Here is a 16,880-nt window from a genome sequence, read left to right on the forward strand (position 1 = left end):
GGTGCGCGCCATCAAGCTTCTGCTCGCTTTGGGTCTCGGGGCCGGTACCGCGATCGCCGGCCCCGCGCACGCGCGGTGCGCCGATATGGCGTCGCCGGCCGGACCGGCTGCCGCGCCTGGCCCAAAGCGACCGATCACGGCTCAAGACCTGATCGAGCTGCGCGATATCGGCGATCCGTTCCCGGTCATCTATGGGGCGCCGAGCCGGCTGGCCGTGTCGCCCGACGGCCTGCGCGTCGCGTTCTCGCTGGTTCGCGCCGACCTCGCGAGCAACGGCTATTGCCTGGCGATCTATGTCAGCGACTTGCGGGCGGGAGCCACGCCGCGGCTGGTCGATGCCGGCGGCGAGTACCGGTTCGAGATCGCCGACCTACGCGGGTATCGGTCGCGGGCCGGCGGGCTTTGGGCGACGGTGCCGGTCTGGTCGCCCGACGGCAGTCGGGTCGCCTTCGTGCGGCGCGACAATGGCGTGACCCAGGCATGGATCGCCAGTGCCGATGGCAGCGGTAGCCGCGCGGTGAGCCAGGAGGTCGGCGATGTCGCGACGGTCGCGTGGAGCAAGGACGGCGCGCGCCTGCTCTATTCGACGCAGCCCGGGATCGTCGCTGCCGAGCGCGCGACGACGCGCGAAGGCGATACGGGCTGGCTCTATGACGAGCGGATTTATGCGGGCTACGATATGCGGCCGCTCGTCGCGAGCGATCAGCCGCGACGGATCATGGCAGTCGATACTGGTGGCGGATCGGCGAGGCCGGCAAGCGCGGGCGACGCCGCGTCGTTTCCGGCGGACGCCGATCCCGGATTGCCGGTCGCGCCCGCCGCGACGGCACCCGATGGCCGCCGTGCCTGGGCCGCGCGGATCGGCGGCGGTGCCGCGACCCCGTTCAACCTGTTCACCAGCGACGCCGCGGGCAAGACGGTCAAATGTTCAGCCGCCTGGTGCACCGGCAGCATCGTTGCCTTGTGGTGGGACCCGTCGGGACGCGCGCTGTTCGTCGAGCGCCGCGAGGGGTGGAACCGCGAAAAGGTCGCCTTCTATCGCTGGGTGCCCGGCGCCACGACTGCCCAGTTGCTGCTGTCCTCCAGCGACACGATCCAGGATTGCGGCTGGGCGTCGGCGGGATTTGCCTGCACGCTCGAGAATGCGACGACGCCGCGCCGAATCGTGACGATCGACCGCCGCTCGGGGCACGTCACCCCCGTGTTCGATCCCAACCCGGGGTTTGCCGGTATCGCGCTGGGTTCGGTGCAGCGCTTGCGGGCGCGCAACTATCTCGGCCTAGAATCCTGGGCGGACCTCGTGCTGCCACCGGGCTATCGTCCCGGCACCAGGCTCCCGCTCGTCATCGTCCAGTATAACAGCCAGGGGTTCCTGCGCGGCGGGACGGGCAACGATTACCCGATCTATCTGCTCGCCGCGCGCGGGTTCGCGGTGCTGAGCATCGAGCGTCCGCCGCATTTCGCGACCGCTTTTCCCAACCTCAAGACCGCGTTCGAGCTCAACGCCGCCGCGCTCAAGGGCTGGACCGAGCGGCGCAACAATCTGTCGTCGGTTCTGGCCGAACTCGACCTTGCGATCGCCACCGGCAGCGTCGACGGCAAAAAGGTCGGGATCACCGGGCTCAGCGATGGGTCGTCCACCGTCCGCTTTGCGATGATCAACTCGAAACGGTTCGCCGCCGCGGCGATCAGTTCATGCTGCTTCGATCCCGTCACCGTGATCGCGACCAGCGGGCTCGCTTTCTCGGCCTATCTGCGCAAGATGGGTTTCCCGCCGCTGACCAGGCCCGATCGCGACTTCTGGAAGGATTATTCGCTCGCTTATAGCGGCGACAAGACCGATACGCCGTTGCTGATGCTGCTCGCCGATCACGAGGCGAGCGCGAGTTTCGAGACCTTCGAGGCGATGCGCGAGTTCGGCAAGCCGATCGAATCCTACATCTTCCCCGACGAATATCATGTGAAATGGCAGCCGGTGCACCGTCTCGCGGTCTACGAGCGGTCGATCGACTGGTTCGCGTTCTGGTTGCAGGGGCGCGAGGATCCTGACCCGGGCAAAGCGGCGCAATATGCCCGCTGGCGCGCGATGCGCGCGGCGCGGGACAGGCCGGCGCCCAAGCCCTAGGCCCAGTTGCGCGCCCAGGCCTCGGCGTCGATGACGGTCAGGAAGCGTGTGAACCCGAACCCGCGCTGCGGCGCCGGATCGTCGAGGAACGCGCGCACCGCCTCGGTGTCGAGCAGCCCATGCCCCGCCAGCACGCCGTCGAGCAGGAACGGCTTGAGGCTCTCCCGGCGCTGCTCGAGGAGCGACGCGGCGAACGGCGCCGGCGACCCCTTCGATCGGCGATCGATGATCCGCGCGGGCAGCGCATCGGCGAAGGCGCGGCGGGCCGCCGCGCGGTCATGGCCCGGCGCGAACCAGAAGTGACTTGGTATCTGCAGGCAGGCCTCGGCGACCGGTTGGGTGACGATCGGCGAGACGCGGTCGATCTCGCCCGCGACGCCGCCCGACTCGATCGACGCTTGCGCGGTCGCCAGCAGCGAGACGTGGACCGCGCGCCCGGGCAGCGCGCCGGGCGGCGCGACGAGCCAGGGATGGTCGGGCCGGGCGACGCCGATCGCTGCGGCGCGGGGCGAGAGGAAGCTGGTGTCGCGAACCAGGCGCAGTCCGGCGGGCCGGAACCAGGCGCGCTTGATTGCCCCTGCGACGACGCGCGGCAGCCCGGCATGCGTGAGGCTGCCGAGCGCGCGCGCGGTCGCGGCGAACGCCTGGCCGAACCCGTCGGTCAGCAAGCAGTCGGCGACCGCGGCGACCGAGCGGTGCGAACAGAACAGATTGTCGCCCCCGCCGCCGTCGAAGATCGCGGTGGCGCCGACGCTGCGCGCCTCTACCGTCGCGAGGCGATGCGACTCCTGGTTGAACGCGCGCGCCATCGGGCGGGGAAGACTGGCAGCCGCCGAGCGTTCGAAGCAGACGCCATCGGACTCGCGGAACCGCTCGGTCAGGTCGAGTCCGGTGCCCGCCGCCGCGATCCGCGCGAACTCGCGCTCGTCGCCGATGCGGTCGGTGGTGACGAAGGTCAACGCCGAGGCGCGCCCGCCATTGCTCTTCAGGCACGCCGCGACGATCGAAGAGTCGAGACCGCCCGACAGCAGCAGCAGGACGCGGTCGTGCAGCGATGCGTGCGCCGTGACCGCCAGGCGTGTCGCGTCGCGGATCCGGCGGCTGGCTTCGTCGCGGTCGGTGCACCGGGTCGCCCGCTCGGCGAAGGACCAGGGCGACCAGCATGTCCGCGAGTGCCGGGTGCCGCCCGCGCCGAGCACGACGCGATCGCCGCCGCGCAGGTCGTGCACGCCGCCGAGGCAGGTTTCCTCGTCGGCGAGCTCGGGATAGGCGAGATGGCGCGCGAGCGCATCCGGGTCGAACGGAGGCGCCCCGCCGGCGGCGGCGAGCAACGCGGCATCCGAGGCGAACCACCAGCGCCCCTGCGCCCACCGCGTATAGCAGCTCAGATGCCCGAATGGGCCGCGGCAAAGCGTCAGCTCTTCGCTTTCGCCCGGCGGCAGGACTGCGAGATACGATCCCCAGTGCCGCTCGACCAGCACGCCGCCGCGACTGGCGGCGATCGCGGTGCGATCGTCCAGGTCGAACGCGTCGAACGCGTTCGGCCGGCCATCACCGAACACGGCGCCGATCACGATCCCGCAATCGTCGATCGCGAGCAGCGGCAGGCTCGGGTCGGCGGCCAGCGCCAGATGCGGCGTATCGACTCGCACCGGCAAGCCGGGATCGGCGGCGGCGATTGCCGCGACGGCCGGTTTGGAATCGTCGGGGCTCCAGCACCCCAGATAGCGCGGGCGCATCACACCACCAGGATCGGGGTGAAGCGGCGCACCAGGTCGACGCGGTCGTTCACCACCGTCGCGCCCTGTTGCACCCAGCAGTGCGCGAAGAACGGGCCGAGCGACACGCCGAGCACCACGCGGACATCGTGCCCGGCGCTGAGTGCTGCACGGGCGACCGCGAGCGATTGCGGCAAACAGCGATCGTGCGATGACGTCCAGCCGCTGGCGCGATCGAACGCCGCGGCGATCTGGGCCAACGATCTTGCCTGGGGCGGGTCCGCCGCGCGGCGGCGCAGCGCGATGGCACGCAGATTATGGCGCAGCGACCGTCGCTTGACGCGAACGATGCTCGCCCACAGGTTCGCGGCGGCGCGGATCGCGGCACCTGTCTCGGCAATCGCACCGCCATCGAGCAGGCTGTCGGCCGGGTCCAGCGACAGGTCGCACGGCACAACGGGGTGGCCGCTGGCGACGAGGATGCCGCGCTCGATCAAGCGGGCGACGGCGTCGTCGGCCGGATCGGCGTCGGCGGCGTCATCGGCCATGCGCGCGATCGCGCGCTCGAGCGGTGTCGCCAGGCAGAAATAGCGGTCGCCCGGCACGTCGAGGAACACCAGCCGCTCGCCGACGCGGCAGAAGGACAGGCCGGAGCGCAGCTGGAGCGGCATGGCGGTACAGCCGGACGCGCGGCGCGACGCCGCGCGTCCGGGGGCGTCACTCGGCCGAAAGGCCGAACGGAATGTCGCCGAACTGTTCGTCCAGCGCCATGCCCTTGCCGCCCCTGGTCTCGGCGCTCGCCACGCCCAGATCGACGATGTCGTGATCGGTCATGTTGCATCTCCCGCATAGTCGCCGCCGGTGTGACGGCGCGGAGCAGGCTAAGGCGACCGGGCGGCTATCCGAACTTTATACCGATCCTATAGCGCGATTGTTGCCCGGTGGACCCGCAACCGCGGCTGCGGGTCCTGGGCCGGTCAGTCGTTCGACAGTCCGCCGACGACGATGCCATTGGCTTCGTCGAGGTTCGGGCCGGTCTGACCCTTGGTCTCGACGCTCGCCGCGCCGAGATCGATCATGTCACGATCGCTCATCATCATTCTCCTTGACGGCCGCCACCATGGCGGCCGCGTCGAAGGGTATGAAAGCGGCCCAGCTATGCGAACTTTATACCGATCCTATAGCGCGATTGTTACGCGGGCGCCGCCGGCCGGTACAAGGCGCGTACGATCGCCGGGACGGCGAGCAGGCGACGGCGATGATAGGCCCGTACCAGCCGCGCGACCTCGGCGCGGCCGGCTCGTGCGAGCGCAGCGTGGAGCGCGCCAAGTTCGCTGCCCACGCCATCGAGCGTCAGCGCCTCAGCGTGGCGCGTCGCTTCGAGCCGGTCGCTCGCCGCCGCTATCGCCACGGCGATTTCGGCGTTGCCGGTCAGGCGGCCGATCTGCCCGAACAGGTCGCGAGTCGCCGCGATCGGCTCCGTCGTCAGCGCGGCGAGCGTGCGCGGCGCGGTGTTCGGCCACCATCGCACGGCATCGAGCAGCAGTTGGGCGTTCCACGCATACAGGTCGCGCAAATCGGGTTCGTTCAGGCTCACGAGGTGGAACCCGGTCCCGCTATGCGTTTCGACCAGCCGCTCGCCGATCAGGCGATGCAGCGCGTCGCGCACCGGAGTGACGCTGCTGACCAGCTGCTCACCGAGTAACGCCGGTTCGAGACGGCAGCCTGGCGCCACATCGCCCGACAGCAAGTGCCGCTTCAAGGCGTCGTAGACCCGTTCCGCCGTGGCGCCGGCGTTCATGACGGCCGGCGTTGATCTTCGATATAGCTGTCCATCATCGCCTGTTGATCGGGCCGTAGCGCATCGGCCGCGGCAAGGTGGTCGGGCACGATGTCCTTGAGCAGGATCGACGGGCATTGGCCTTCGTAATTGCCGAGATTGGGGCGGTGCTGGCGATAGCCGACGAGCGCGGCCAGGTCGGGCGCGAAGCGCCGCGCGACCGGCGGCGGATACGCCAGCCATTGATTCTCGTACGGCTTGAGCCAGCCCAGCGCATAGCCCACGACGATGCCGCGGCGGACGTCGCGCGACCGGTTGGCGCCGGCGCCGTGCAGCGCCGAGCCGAGAAACACCAGCGCCGATCCCGGCGACATTGCGGCCGCGACCGGCTGCGCATCGGGTTCGGCGTGCAGCGCTTGTCGGCCGTGACTGCGCGGCCAGACCATCGTCGCGCCGTTCGCGGCGGTGAACTCGGTCAGCGGCCAGATGACGTTGACGAGGTATTCGAGCTCGCCTTTGGGTCCCGCCCACATGTCCTGGTCGCGATGCGGCAATTGCGCTGGCGCGCCGGGGTGGATCGCGATCGCCTGGGTGACGTTGAGCTGGATCGTGTCGCAATAGGGCGACAGCAGCGCGCCGACTATGTCGAGGATCGTGCGATGCTGGACCAGCGCCGCGGCATGGGACGAGCGCGCGAGCAAGCGCCCGAACCGCTTGGTGGTTTCGCCGTAGAACCCGCCCCGGCAGAACGGCGTGCAGTCGAACGTGACCGCGAGATCGTCGTCGAGGTCGGCGATCGCCGCCGCCGGCAGCGCATCGGGAATGATGCACCAGCCTTCGCGGCGCAATTGTTCGGTGTGCTGTTCGGCGTTGTGCGAGGTCATCATGCTCTCCCGGGGCTAGGCGGCGCGGCGCGATTCGGTATCGCTGGATGTGACGATCCCGGCGGCGGCGAGGCGCGCGGGCGTCTCGGGGGTAATCGCGATCTCAAACGCGGCGAGCGTCGCGCCATCGATCACGCGCGGCAGCCCGAGCGGCAGGCAGTCCCAGCCGAACGCGAGGATCTGCGAGAACCAGCCGAGCTCGGCGATCGCGGTGTAGCGCGCGATCCCGGTATCGAGCGCATGATCGACCAGGCCACGGACAAGCGCGTCGCGTGCGACGCGGCGCGCCGGCGCACGCAAGCGCCGGTCCAAACAGAATCGCGTGATCTCGAACACGTCGTTGGCGGCCGGCGGCGGTCCGTCGCACAAGTCGGGGTACAGGCTGTCCAGGATGTGCGGTCGGATGGTGGGCAGCAAGCGCGCCGAGGCGAGGTGCGACCGGTCCGGCGCGGTCAGGATCAGATAGTGCGCATGCTCGTCATCGAACTGATCGATCTCATACTTCCCGTCGAGCACCGGGACGTCCCATTTGAGGAGATCGACGAACACTTCCCGCCGCGCGGCGAACATGCCGCGAAGCACGCTGTCGGGCGCCTGGTCCTGATTGTTGTGAACGAACTGCAGCATCGAGCGACCCCTCCGGTTGATGGAGGGTTAGGTCGTCGCAACACCGCTGTGGCGGTATCCCCGAAAAGGGGGATATCAGCGGCGGAAGATGTCGGTGAAGGTGAGCGTTCCGTCGAACAATGTCCGGATCGCCAGCAATGTCCTCTTGTTCACGTCGTAGCGCTCGCAAGCCTGCTTGATATGGCAGGCAATCGTTTCCTGGCTGACGCCGAGGATGCGGCTGATCTCCCAGTCGCTCTTGCCGCGTGCCGCCCACAACACGCAGTCGCGCTGGCGGTCGGTCAGCACCCGGTTCGCATCGGCCGGCAGCGACCGCACCGACCACAAGCGGCGCGCGCCTTCGAACGCGAACGCCCCGACCAGTTGCGCCAGGGGCAAGACCGAGTCCGGCATCGGCCGCCCCGCTTCGTTGGCGAACGAGCACGAGCCGTGCGACTCCCCGGGCACGTTGGCGGGAACCGTGAAACCGTCGCCGATGCCCTGTTCGCTGCCGAGCGCAAGCACGCGCTGGTCGCGCGCGGTCAGCGGCACCAGGTCGGGAATGCGCGACCAGGCGAACCCGATGCTGGTCACGTGGCTGGCGCGGTGCACCGGATCGCTCACGCCGAGCGCGTTGGCATTGTAATAATCCGCCCAGCGGTCGGGATAGTTGTGCACGCGGATCGCCGTGCCGCCGGCGCGCACGATGTCGACATGGTGCGACACCGCGTAATATTGGAATCCCATCGCCGCGCTGACGAGCGCGAGCGAGTCCGCGAGTTCGTCGGCGTCCGAAGCCGCCGTGACTCGCGCGACGAAATCCCTGGCATTCCTGGCCATGCCCATCGGGCATCGTCCCGACCGCGGGTGGCGCCTCAAGCCGCCGATCGTCCCGCGATCGTCCCTTCCACACTCCTGCGGGGACCGCCGCCGATTTCTCACGCCGCCGGCGGACCCGTTGGCCAAAACTGCGCAATTATAGGCGCTTGCTTGCAGCGATATTGGCAGTCGAGCCCAGGGCGGTCCATTATATTGGATCTATATTCGGCCGGGATCGCAACCAAACTGGACTCCATTTCGGAGGTAATTGGCACAGGTATCGCGCCGTGATCCGGCGGCGATCGGGATCGCCCCCGCGCGACTGGCGCGACGCCCGGCTGTACGACCGGCTGCGCGGCATCGATCGCGCGGGGCTGATGTGGGAGTGGCTGCGCCGCGATCCCGATTATATCGCCTGGCAAATCCGTGCGAGCACCGCGACGCGCGGATCGACCGGTGCGCGCGCCGGGAGCCTAGTCCATTGGGGGCTGCATTTTCGCCGAGCGGCCGGAAACCGATCTGCCCGACGCGCGGCTGATCTGGCGTGCCGACCTCGATCCCGGCACGATCCGGGCGACCGCCAGCCCGGTCGCGGCCGGCGATCCCGACGCGTTCGATCCCGCGGCGCTGTCGCCGTGGCTGACCGTTGCGGTCGACGAATTGGGCGAACATGTCGTGCTGTCGGACGGCTGGCATCGTATCAGGATCGATGTTGCGGCGGGGAGCATGCTGGCGGGTGGCAGCGTCGTCCTGCACTATGAGCTCGCCGGGTTGGCGTCGGCTGCCCCGAAGATCCTGCCGCTGCGACGATTGATCGACTTGTGCCGGACCCGGCGGTTCGCGGTGTCGCTGTATCCGGCGGATCGTCGCATCGAGCGCTGGATCGTCGCGCTGCGGGTGCATGATGCGATCGCCGCGGGGGCCAGTCAGAGCGAGATCGCGCACGTGCTGTTCGGCGACGATTCCAGCGACGCGGGCCGGCGCTCCGACTCGCTGCGGTCGCGGGTGCGGCGGCTGGCGGCGGAGGCGAAGCGGATGGCGGCAGGGGGATATCGATCGCTGCTACGGCGGTAAACGTGTGCGTGTGCGTGTGCGTGTGTGGATCACTCCGAACTGCGTTTTGGCGCCTCGCCCGGCCAGTGCCGCGCGACCGCTCGCTCTATCCCGCCCGCGGCGCGGCGGGACCGAGCCCCGCACCGACGGGTCTCGGCCTGGCGGTGACGATCGGCTGGCGGGCCGGCGCGCGCCGGCCGATGTGGAGCGGGGCTGAGGACGCACGCTGCCGGGCGGCTGCGCTCGCCCGGACAGGGTGCGGCGCCCGATCGCGGCCCCGCGGGCGCTCGCGCGCCGGCGCCGGCCGGTGCGCCCGGTTTCGCGGCGGACCGACAGGTGCCGGCCGATGCCGCGAAGCCCGACCCTGCACCTTTTCTCCGGCGCCTTGCGCGCGGGTTCCCGTCCTTGTGCGGGTCGGCGGCGAGCCGCCGACCATGAGTCGGCGCCGCTGGCGCGGCGGCGCTGTCGTGGCCTCTCCCGGTGGCGCGGAAGTGGGCGGCGCTCCCTGCTAGGCCCGCCCGCGGTCCCGGCAAGCCGGTCGCTTCGCGTCCGGCTCCTCCACTGTCGTTCCGGCCTGTCCAGGTGCCGGTCCCGCTCGTGGCGGGACTCTCCGGTTCGCTTCTGCCGCCCACCCCCGCTTTCCGGGGGGGCCATGGTTTTTTTTGGGGCGGGGCAGGAGGCTTGCGATGCGTTCCGATACCCAACTCCCCGCATTCGGCGCGCGCGACGCGCGTGGCGCGGGCGGCGCAAGGGGTGCGGGGAAGCGCCCAACGGCGGCGGGATCGCCGACCGGGGCGACCGAGCGGAACGGCGGCGGCGCGAAGCGCGCGCGCCGGATCGCGACCGCGCGGCCCCGTGCCGGTGCCGGTGCCGGTGCGGGGGCGCAGGGCGCTGGCCACAGCGGGCGGCGGGACGACGAGGCACGCGAACCGCGCGCCAGCCTCTATGACGACGTGACTCGCCGGATCGTCGCCGAGCTCGAAGCCGGGCGGGTGCCGTGGGTGCAGCCGTGGGGCCGGATCGGCGGAGCCGCCGCCGGTCTCCCGCGCAACGCGGTGAGCGACCGGGCCTATTCGGGGATCAACGTACTGATCCTTTGGGGCGCGGTGATCGAGCGCGGCTATCGCTCGCAAGCGTGGCTGACCTTCCGTCAGGCGCTCGACGCGGGCGGCGCGGTCAGGAAAGGCGAGCGCGGCACGACAATCGTCTATGCCGACCGCTTCACGCCCGAAAGCGAGCGCACTCGCGCGCGCGACAGCGGCGATCGCGCCAGGACGATCGCGTTCCTCAAACGCTTCACCGTGTTCAACGTCGCCCAGATCGACGGTCTGCCCGATGGGTTCGCGCGCGACCCCGCGCCGCTGCCCGAGCGCGCGATCGTCCCCGTCGCCGAACGCGTCATCGCGGCGAGCGGGGTGGCGTTCCATGTCGGCGGCGACAAGGCGTTCTACGTGCCCGCGCTCGACATCGTGCAGGTGCCGCCGCAGCCCGCGTTCTTCGAGCAGATCAATTATTATCGCACGGCGTTGCACGAACTGACCCACGCGACAGGGCACCCGGCGCGGCTCGACCGCAAGCTGGTCAACGCGTTCGGGAGCAAGGATTACGCCCGCGAGGAACTCGTCGCCGAGATGGGATCGGCGTTCCTGTGCGCCGCGCTCGGGATCGCGCCGACCGTGCGCCACGCCGACTATCTCGGGTCCTGGCTGGCGGTGTTGCGCGAGGACAGTCGTGCGATCTTCCGCGCCGCGTCCGCCGCCAGCAAAGCCGCCGACTGGCTGCTCGCGCGACATGCCGCGCGCGACGCGGCGCAGCGCGAGGACGCGGCATGACCGCGCCCGCCGTCACGCCGCCCGCCGCCGCGCCGTCGGCTGGCGCGTTCGCGGGCGAGCCGACCGGTTGCGATTTCGCGGTCGAGCCGACCGCGATCGGCTTGCAGTCGCTGGTTCCCGGCGTCGTGCCGATCAGCAATGCGCAGCGGCTCGCGGCGCGCGCCGCAGCGCCGCTCGAGCCCAAAAAGCCGCAGCGCGCGTGCGATCTCGGCCTGTTCGATCTGAACGCCCGCAATCAGCTCGACCTCTTCGCCCCGAAGGATGTGTGACGATGGAATTGCTCACCCCCGACCTGCGTGCCGCGTTGCGCGCCAACGCCGAAGCCCGGCGCGCCGCCCAAGCGGCGGACGCGCACGAACCCGACCCCGCACCGCTGGTCAAGCTGTTCAATCCGGTGGGCGCGGCGACGTGGCTCGCGACCGAACTCGACAGCGACGGCGACACGCTGTTCGGGCTGGCCGATCTCGGGTTCGGCTGTCCCGAACTCGGCTCGTTCAGCCTCGCCGAACTCACCGCCGTGCGGCTGCCGTTCGGCCTCGGCATCGAACGCGACCTGTCGTTCGCGAGCCTCGTGCCGCTGTCGGTCTGGGCCGACATGGCGCGCGCCGCCGGATCGATCCTCGACGCGGCGGCGGCGCTGCGTCCGCTCGACGCCAAGTTTCGCGCGGCGCTCGCCTTGCTGGATCGCGACACCGATCCCGACCCGCTTCCGCCCCCGGACCCCGGGGGCGGCTGAGGGTTCCCGTCAACGTTGCTTGATGGGTTCCCTGACGCGCGGGCGCGTGTTCGCCCGCAAACCAAACCGGTCCCGCCGCACTGTCCAAGCATGACGGGACCGGCACTCACGAAGGAGCAAGACCATGAGACTCGAATTTATCGCGCTCGACAAGCTGGTCATCAGCACGAGCAACATGCGCTACGCCAGGAAAGCGCCCGACGTTGCCGACATCCTGCCCTCGGTCAGGCAGCGCGGCGTGCTTCAGCCGTGCCTCGTGCGCCCCAATTGCGCGCCCGACGGCTATGAGGTGGTCGCGGGCGCGCGGCGCTTCACGGCGGCGAAGATCGTCGCCGACGAGCGCCGCGCGGGCGGCGACGAGGCCGAGCCGCTGCCGTGCGCGGTGCTCGACGACGGCGACGACGCCGACGCGGTCGAAGCCTCGCTGATCGAGAATATCGCGCGGCGCGACGCCGACGAGGTGACGCAATGGGCGACCTTCACGCGGCTGGTCAAGGAAGGCCGCAGCGTCGACGATATCGGCGCGACGTTCGGGCTGGCCGATCTGTCGGTGCGCCGTATCCTCGCGCTCGGCAATCTGCTCCCGGCGATCCGCCGGATGTATGCCGCCGAGCAGATCGACCGCGTGACGGTCCGCCACCTGACGCTCGCGAGCAAGCGCCAGCAACAGGCATGGCTGGCGCTCGCCGCCGACGACAATGCCTATGTGCCGACCGGGCATCAGCTGAAGGCGTGGCTGTTCGGCGGGCAGTCGATCGCGGTCAAGCATGCGCTGTTCGACGTGGCGGCGAGCGGGCTGGCGACGGTTGCCGATCTGTTCGGCGAGGACGCCTATTTTGCCGATAGCGACGCGTTCTGGACCGCGCAGAATGCCGAAATCGACGCGCGCCGCGCGGCGTTCATCGACGCCGGATGGGCCGATGCGGTGGTCGTCCCGCCCAGCGAATATTTTTCGTCGTGGGAGTATGACAAAGCGGGCAAGCGCAAGGGCGGACGCGTCTATTTTGACGTGCGCGCGTCGGGCGAGGTGACGGTCCACGAAGGCTATGTCAGCCGCCGCGAAGCGGTGCGCGCCGCGCGCGGCGGCGCGACCGCCGCCGACAAGCCCAAGCGGCCCGAGATCACGGCGGCGGGACAGACCTATGTCGATCTCCACCGTCACGCCGCCGTGCGCGCGGCGCTGACCGGCCATCCCGGTGTCGCGTTGCGCCTGATGGTGGCGCATCTGGTTGCGGGGTCGCCGTTGTGGTCGGTGCGCCGCGAGCCGCAAGCCGCGCGCGACGAGGGAACCCGCGAGAGCGTCGAGACTTGTGTCGGCGAAACGCGGTTCGACGAGCGCCGCCGTGCAGCGCTCGGCGTTCTCGGGATGAACCCGGAAGCGCCCACGGTGACCGGCGGCAATGGCGACGATTACGTCTTGGTGCGGCTGTTCATGCGGTTGCTCGACTTGCCCGACGCGAGCGTGATGGATGTCGTCGCGGTTGCGATGGGCGAAACGCTGCAAGCCGGGAGCAGCGCGGTCGAGGTCGCCGGTGCGACGCTCGGCATCGACATGGCGGACTATTGGCGGGCCGACACCGCGTTCCTCGATCTGGTCCGCGACAAGGAGGTGCTGGTCGCGATGGTCGCCGAGGTGGCGGGCGAGACGGTCGCCAGCGCCAACGCCAAGGAGAAGGGCAAGACCTTGAAGCGCATCGTCACCGATCATCTCGACGGCGAGGGCGGGCGCGACAAGGTCGAGCATTGGGTGCCGCGCTGGATGGCGTTCCCGCCGAGCGCCTATACGCCGCGCGGCGGGGTCGGCACGGTCAAGGCGAGTGCCAGGGTTGCGGCCGCCACGGCGGACCCCGACGCCGGGATCGACCGCGATCCCGACCCCGCCGGTCCCGCCGCGTTCGCCGGCGGCGCCGGCGCCGACGATGTCGGCGGCGATGACGCCGGGGGTGAGGCGTTCGACCAAGACGAGCGGCTGGCCGCGTGACGGCATGAGGCGCGCGCGGGAGCCCTGCTCCCGCGCGTTGCCGTGCGCCGATGCTAGCGCCGGCTCGGACCCATTGAGACCGGGCCGCGCGCCCGCGCGCCTGACGGCGCCCGGGCGCGCGGCGGAGAAGACAAACGGCGTGGCGACCGTGCCCGGGTATCGATCACCATTGGCCGCGCGCTTGCCGCCCGCGACCGCGACTGCTGTGTCGAGGCAATCGCCGACGATGGACTGTCGCTCGACTGGGGCGGCGCCGCTGCGCGTTGTGACGGAGCGCGACGCCGCGCCCGGCCCCGAACGGGCCCGGGCGCGGTTTTCGGGCCGTCGCGCGTCAGCGCCGGCGCGTCACCAGTTTTTCGCCGAAGCATAACGAACAGATATCGCGACGGCGCTCGAAGCCGTCGCTCCCGGCAAGCTGGCGGATCGCCTCGTTGGCGCGCTCCGGCGCGGTCAGCCCGAGCCGTTCGGCGACGCAGCCGTCGCACACCGGATTGGGCGAAAGCCGCGCGACGAAGCCGCGTACCTGCTCGGCCAACGTCGTCATCCGCGCCGGCCTCGGCGCGGCGCGGGTGGCTGCCGATCGCGCGCGGTGCCGCACCAATCGGGCTTGGGCGCGCCGCGCGGCCACCACCGCGCCGCGCCGTCCGCCACCAGCATCGCGGCGAGATCGCGCCCGTCGAGCGTGACGCGCGCGACGGTGCGGTCGTAGCTGCGGCCGACCCGCTCGATGCCGACGCTGCGATCGTCGAGCAGCGCGCGCAGCCGGGTGGCGGCGGCGTCGCCGAGTGCAATTTCGGCGGCGCATCTGGCCTGCTCGGCGTGCGTTTCCGGGGCGTCGATGCCCGCGATGCGAATGCGTTCGCCGGTGGTCAGGCGGAACGTGTCGCCGTCGGTGACGTAGCGTATCTGCGCCTGTTCGGACGGCGCCGCGGCGATCAGCAGCAGCGCAGCGCTTACGATCCAGCGCGGGGTCAGCGACGGTGTCGGCCTCATCTCGTGACCCTCTTGGCGCGCGGCGACCGGCCGCGCCAGCCCTGATGACGGTCTGGCGATCGTGGCAGCTTGGTGGCGACAGGATCGATCGCGCGACGGCGATTGCGAGGGGGTCGAGCCGGCCCCGCATCGTTGCCGCGAGCCTTGTATCCTCAGCAGCAGTTCGTCCGGTTTCTGCATCGAACCGGTACCTTTTTCGGCTCCTCAAGCGCCTGACCTGGAACGGCCACGCCCCGCGCGAAACCATCGCGGCGGCACTGATTTCCCCGCCCGCCGATGGCGATCTCCTCGCGGGCGCTTGCGCGCACAAATCAGCCCCTGGCTCCGGTCCTCCGCTGCGCTGCGGCCTGGCGGTTCGCGCGGTGCGTCCGGCCATCCCTTTGGTCGCGCCATCGGCCGGAAAAGGGTCCGGTCGAGACTTTCAAGGAGACGAACAATGCCAGCCATCGGATATGTCAGCCGCGACGGAAACGGCTTCAAGGGTCAGCTCAAGACGCTGTCGATCCGCACCGAGATCGAGATCCTGCCCAACACCCGCAAGAGCGGCGACCGCCAGCCCGATTACCGGGTCGTGTCGGGCGGGGTCGAGGTCGGCGCCGGGTGGAACCGGGTCAGCGAGACTTCCGGCAACGACTATGTGTCGCTGAGTCTTGCCGCGCCCGAATTCGGGCCGCGCCGGCTCTACGCCAATCTCGGCCGCGCCGCCGGCCAGGACGACGACGATGCCTTCGCCATCATCTGGAACCCGGCCGACTGAGCCGCCCCGGACCCCGCGCGCCGCACGGCGCGCGGGGCATCCCGGCAACGGGTCGAAAACGCGCGGGTCGGTTTTCGACCCTGCCGGCAGCATCACGCTGCGGTCATTTGGGGACCGCTGCGGCGCAATCGGGTGACCGCGCGAACGGACCCCAACGATGGACGACACCGCCGCCCGCGCGCAGCATGCGCGCGAGACCTGCCCTTTTCTGACCGCCAAGCAGGCCGCGTTCCATCTCGGCCTCGCGCCGCGCTCGCTCAAGCGGATGCGGGTCGAGGGCAGGGGGCCGGCGTGCCGCTTGCACGGTCGCGCCTGGTATTATCATATCGACGATATCGAGGCCTGGTCGGACGCGACCAAGCGTGGCGGCGGCCGTGGTTGAGCCGCGCCAGCTCCCGCTGTTCGCCTGGGGCGAGGCGCTGCGCGCCGACCGCGCCGCGCGCGTCCGCCGCCGCCGGCTGGTGCTGCGCGGCGCCGTACTCGGCGCCGCCTGCGCCGCCTTGATCGCCACGATCGCGGCGCCGGTGGCGCCACGGCTGGTGTGGAACGCGAGCGCCAGCGCGCCGCTCGGCCTATATCGGGTCGCGCCGGGCGCGGCGATCACGCGCGGCGACATGGTGATCGCGCGAACCCCGATCGCCGCGCGCGCGCTCGCCGCTGCTCGGCATTATGTTCCGGCGAACGTGCCGCTGGTGAAACGCGTCGCCGCGATGACCGGCGACCGCATCTGCGCACTCGGCGCGACGATCACGGTCAACGGTTTCGATGCGGTAACGCGCCGACAGGCCGACCGCGCCGGGCGCCCGCTGCCGTGGTGGGAGGGCTGCGTGACGCTCGGGCCCGACAGGCTGTTGCTGCTGATGTCGGGCGCCCCGGACTCGTTCGACGGGCGCTATTTCGGGCCGACGCGGCGTAGCGACGTTATCGGCAAGGCGACCGCTTTATGGCTCCGCTAAGGCTCGGCGCGCTGGCGCTCGCGCTCGTTGTCGCGTCGCCGGCGCGCGCCCAAAGCGTTGCCGACTGGCGGTCGTTCGTCGCCGAGGCATCGGTGCGGTTCGGAGTGCCGGTCGCCTGGATCGAGCGCGTGATGCACGCCGAAAGCGCCGGCCGCACGATGCTGGACGGTCGCAAGATCGTCAGCCGCGCCGGCGCGATGGGGCTCATGCAACTCATGCCCACCACCTGGACGGCGATGCGCAGCGCTTACGGCCTGGGCAGCGATCCGTTCGATCCGCATGACAATATCCTCGCCGGCACCGCTTACTTGCGGCTGATGTACGACCGGTTCGGCTATCCCGGCCTGTTCGCCGCCTATAATGCCGGCCCCGGGCGCTACGGCGATTATCTCGCCGGCCGCTCGGCATTGCCGGTCGAGACCGTCAATTACGTTGCCAACGCCGCGCGAGCCGGAGTCCGCCCGCCCCGTGCAAGGTCGAGCATCGCAATTGTCGCGCCCGCCGTGCCACGCTCGATCTTCGCAATCAAAGACGAATCCTCCGCACCGACCGCTGCTGGGGATGACACCCTGCGGCCACGCGAAGCTGGCGTTTTGTTTGCGGTCGGCGGCGGCCGGTAGCCGCTAGTGGCGCGCGTTTC

Annotated in this window: 21 protein-coding genes and 1 pseudogene; 11 read left to right on the plus strand and 11 right to left on the minus strand. The window is 70.5% G+C overall.

What is annotated here, in order from left to right:
* The first annotated feature begins 1 nt into the window (after position 1).
* A complete protein-coding gene (locus VH326_RS03505) occupies positions 2-2,125 on the plus strand; it encodes an Atxe2 family lasso peptide isopeptidase (RefSeq protein WP_329630407.1) in 2,124 nt (707 codons plus the stop codon).
* Here the strand turns inward: VH326_RS03505 and VH326_RS03510 are convergent.
* The 8 genes from VH326_RS03510 to VH326_RS03545 all read right to left on the minus strand — a co-directional run bounded on the left by VH326_RS03510 (position 2,122) and on the right by VH326_RS03545 (position 7,953).
* Positions 2,122-3,864, minus strand: a complete 1,743-nt coding sequence (locus VH326_RS03510) for an asparagine synthase-related protein (RefSeq protein ID WP_329630408.1) — start codon at positions 3,862-3,864, stop codon at positions 2,122-2,124. The two genes, VH326_RS03505 and VH326_RS03510, sit on opposite strands and share 4 nt — an antisense overlap.
* Positions 3,864-4,514: a lasso peptide biosynthesis B2 protein gene (locus VH326_RS03515; protein ID WP_329630409.1), complete on the minus strand. Its 651-nt coding sequence runs from the start codon at positions 4,512-4,514 to the stop codon at positions 3,864-3,866. Before VH326_RS03515 ends, VH326_RS03510 begins: the two co-directional genes overlap by 1 nt.
* A gap of 46 nt (positions 4,515-4,560) precedes the next feature.
* Positions 4,561-4,677, minus strand: a complete 117-nt coding sequence (locus tag VH326_RS03520) for a benenodin family lasso peptide (protein WP_329630410.1) — start codon at positions 4,675-4,677, stop codon at positions 4,561-4,563.
* Between the two features lie 143 nt (positions 4,678-4,820).
* Positions 4,821-4,937 carry a benenodin family lasso peptide gene (locus VH326_RS03525; RefSeq protein ID WP_329630411.1) on the minus strand — a complete coding sequence of 39 codons (117 nt, stop codon included), beginning with the start codon at positions 4,935-4,937 and terminating at the stop codon, positions 4,821-4,823.
* 98 nt (positions 4,938-5,035) lie between these two features.
* Positions 5,036-5,644, minus strand: a complete 609-nt coding sequence (locus VH326_RS03530; protein WP_329630412.1) for a GntR family transcriptional regulator — start codon at positions 5,642-5,644, stop codon at positions 5,036-5,038.
* Entirely contained in the window at positions 5,641-6,507 is an 867-nt protein-coding gene (locus VH326_RS03535; protein WP_329630413.1) for a phytanoyl-CoA dioxygenase family protein, read from the minus strand. The genes VH326_RS03530 and VH326_RS03535 overlap by 4 nt, the downstream gene beginning before the upstream one ends.
* A 15-nt stretch (positions 6,508-6,522) precedes the next feature.
* Entirely contained in the window at positions 6,523-7,134 is a 612-nt protein-coding gene (locus tag VH326_RS03540) for an acyl-homoserine-lactone synthase (RefSeq protein WP_329630414.1), read from the minus strand.
* A gap of 75 nt (positions 7,135-7,209) precedes the next feature.
* Positions 7,210-7,953, minus strand: coding sequence for a LuxR family transcriptional regulator (locus tag VH326_RS03545; protein WP_329630415.1), 744 nt, complete (start codon positions 7,951-7,953; stop codon positions 7,210-7,212).
* 356 nt (positions 7,954-8,309) lie between these two features.
* On the opposite strand from VH326_RS03545, the pseudogene VH326_RS16025 reads away from it, so the two are divergent.
* A pseudogene (locus VH326_RS16025) lies at positions 8,310-8,372 on the plus strand (hypothetical protein); the annotation flags it as partial.
* A 33-nt stretch (positions 8,373-8,405) separates the two neighbouring features.
* On the opposite strand, the gene VH326_RS03550 reads toward VH326_RS16025, so the two are convergent.
* Positions 8,406-8,660, minus strand: a complete 255-nt coding sequence (locus VH326_RS03550) for a hypothetical protein (protein ID WP_329630416.1) — start codon at positions 8,658-8,660, stop codon at positions 8,406-8,408.
* On the opposite strand from VH326_RS03550, the gene VH326_RS03555 reads away from it, so the two are divergent.
* From VH326_RS03555 to VH326_RS03575, 5 genes are all read left to right on the plus strand, one after another.
* Positions 8,659-9,006 (plus strand): DNA -binding domain-containing protein, encoded by a 348-nt coding sequence (locus VH326_RS03555; RefSeq protein WP_329630417.1) that lies wholly within the window; start codon positions 8,659-8,661, stop codon positions 9,004-9,006. The genes VH326_RS03550 and VH326_RS03555 overlap by 2 nt on opposite strands.
* Positions 9,007-9,671: 665 nt before the next feature.
* Positions 9,672-10,817, plus strand: coding sequence for an ArdC family protein (locus tag VH326_RS03560; RefSeq protein WP_329630418.1), 1,146 nt, complete (start codon positions 9,672-9,674; stop codon positions 10,815-10,817).
* Positions 10,814-11,086: a hypothetical protein gene (locus tag VH326_RS03565; protein ID WP_329630419.1), complete on the plus strand. Its 273-nt coding sequence runs from the start codon at positions 10,814-10,816 to the stop codon at positions 11,084-11,086. Before VH326_RS03560 ends, VH326_RS03565 begins: the two co-directional genes overlap by 4 nt.
* 2 nt (positions 11,087-11,088) lie before the next feature.
* Positions 11,089-11,553: a DUF2958 domain-containing protein gene (locus VH326_RS03570; protein WP_329630420.1), complete on the plus strand. Its 465-nt coding sequence runs from the start codon at positions 11,089-11,091 to the stop codon at positions 11,551-11,553.
* Between the two features lie 124 nt (positions 11,554-11,677).
* Positions 11,678-13,534: a ParB/RepB/Spo0J family partition protein gene (locus VH326_RS03575; RefSeq protein WP_329630421.1), complete on the plus strand. Its 1,857-nt coding sequence runs from the start codon at positions 11,678-11,680 to the stop codon at positions 13,532-13,534.
* A 331-nt stretch (positions 13,535-13,865) separates the two neighbouring features.
* On the opposite strand, the gene VH326_RS03580 is transcribed toward VH326_RS03575, so the two are convergent.
* Entirely contained in the window at positions 13,866-14,078 is a 213-nt protein-coding gene (locus tag VH326_RS03580) for a hypothetical protein (protein WP_329630422.1), read from the minus strand.
* Positions 14,075-14,527, minus strand: a complete 453-nt coding sequence (locus VH326_RS03585) for a thermonuclease family protein (RefSeq protein ID WP_329630423.1) — start codon at positions 14,525-14,527, stop codon at positions 14,075-14,077. The genes VH326_RS03580 and VH326_RS03585 overlap by 4 nt, the downstream gene beginning before the upstream one ends.
* 436 nt (positions 14,528-14,963) lie before the next feature.
* Between VH326_RS03585 and VH326_RS03590 the strand changes: the two genes are divergently transcribed.
* From VH326_RS03590 to VH326_RS03605, 4 genes are all read left to right on the plus strand, one after another.
* A complete protein-coding gene (locus tag VH326_RS03590) occupies positions 14,964-15,284 on the plus strand; it encodes a DUF736 domain-containing protein (protein ID WP_329630424.1) in 321 nt (106 codons plus the stop codon).
* 157 nt (positions 15,285-15,441) lie between these two features.
* Positions 15,442-15,666 carry a helix-turn-helix domain-containing protein gene (locus tag VH326_RS03595; RefSeq protein WP_329630425.1) on the plus strand — a complete coding sequence of 75 codons (225 nt, stop codon included), beginning with the start codon at positions 15,442-15,444 and terminating at the stop codon, positions 15,664-15,666.
* Positions 15,647-16,240: a S26 family signal peptidase gene (locus VH326_RS03600; RefSeq protein WP_329630426.1), complete on the plus strand. Its 594-nt coding sequence runs from the start codon at positions 15,647-15,649 to the stop codon at positions 16,238-16,240. The genes VH326_RS03595 and VH326_RS03600 overlap by 20 nt, the downstream gene beginning before the upstream one ends.
* Positions 16,228-16,860: a lytic transglycosylase domain-containing protein gene (locus tag VH326_RS03605; protein ID WP_329630427.1), complete on the plus strand. Its 633-nt coding sequence runs from the start codon at positions 16,228-16,230 to the stop codon at positions 16,858-16,860. Before VH326_RS03600 ends, VH326_RS03605 begins: the two co-directional genes overlap by 13 nt.
* Positions 16,861-16,880 lie beyond the last annotated feature (20 nt).

Source organism: Sphingomonas sp. (assembly GCF_036269755.1).
GTDB lineage: Bacteria > Pseudomonadota > Alphaproteobacteria > Sphingomonadales > Sphingomonadaceae > Sphingomonas.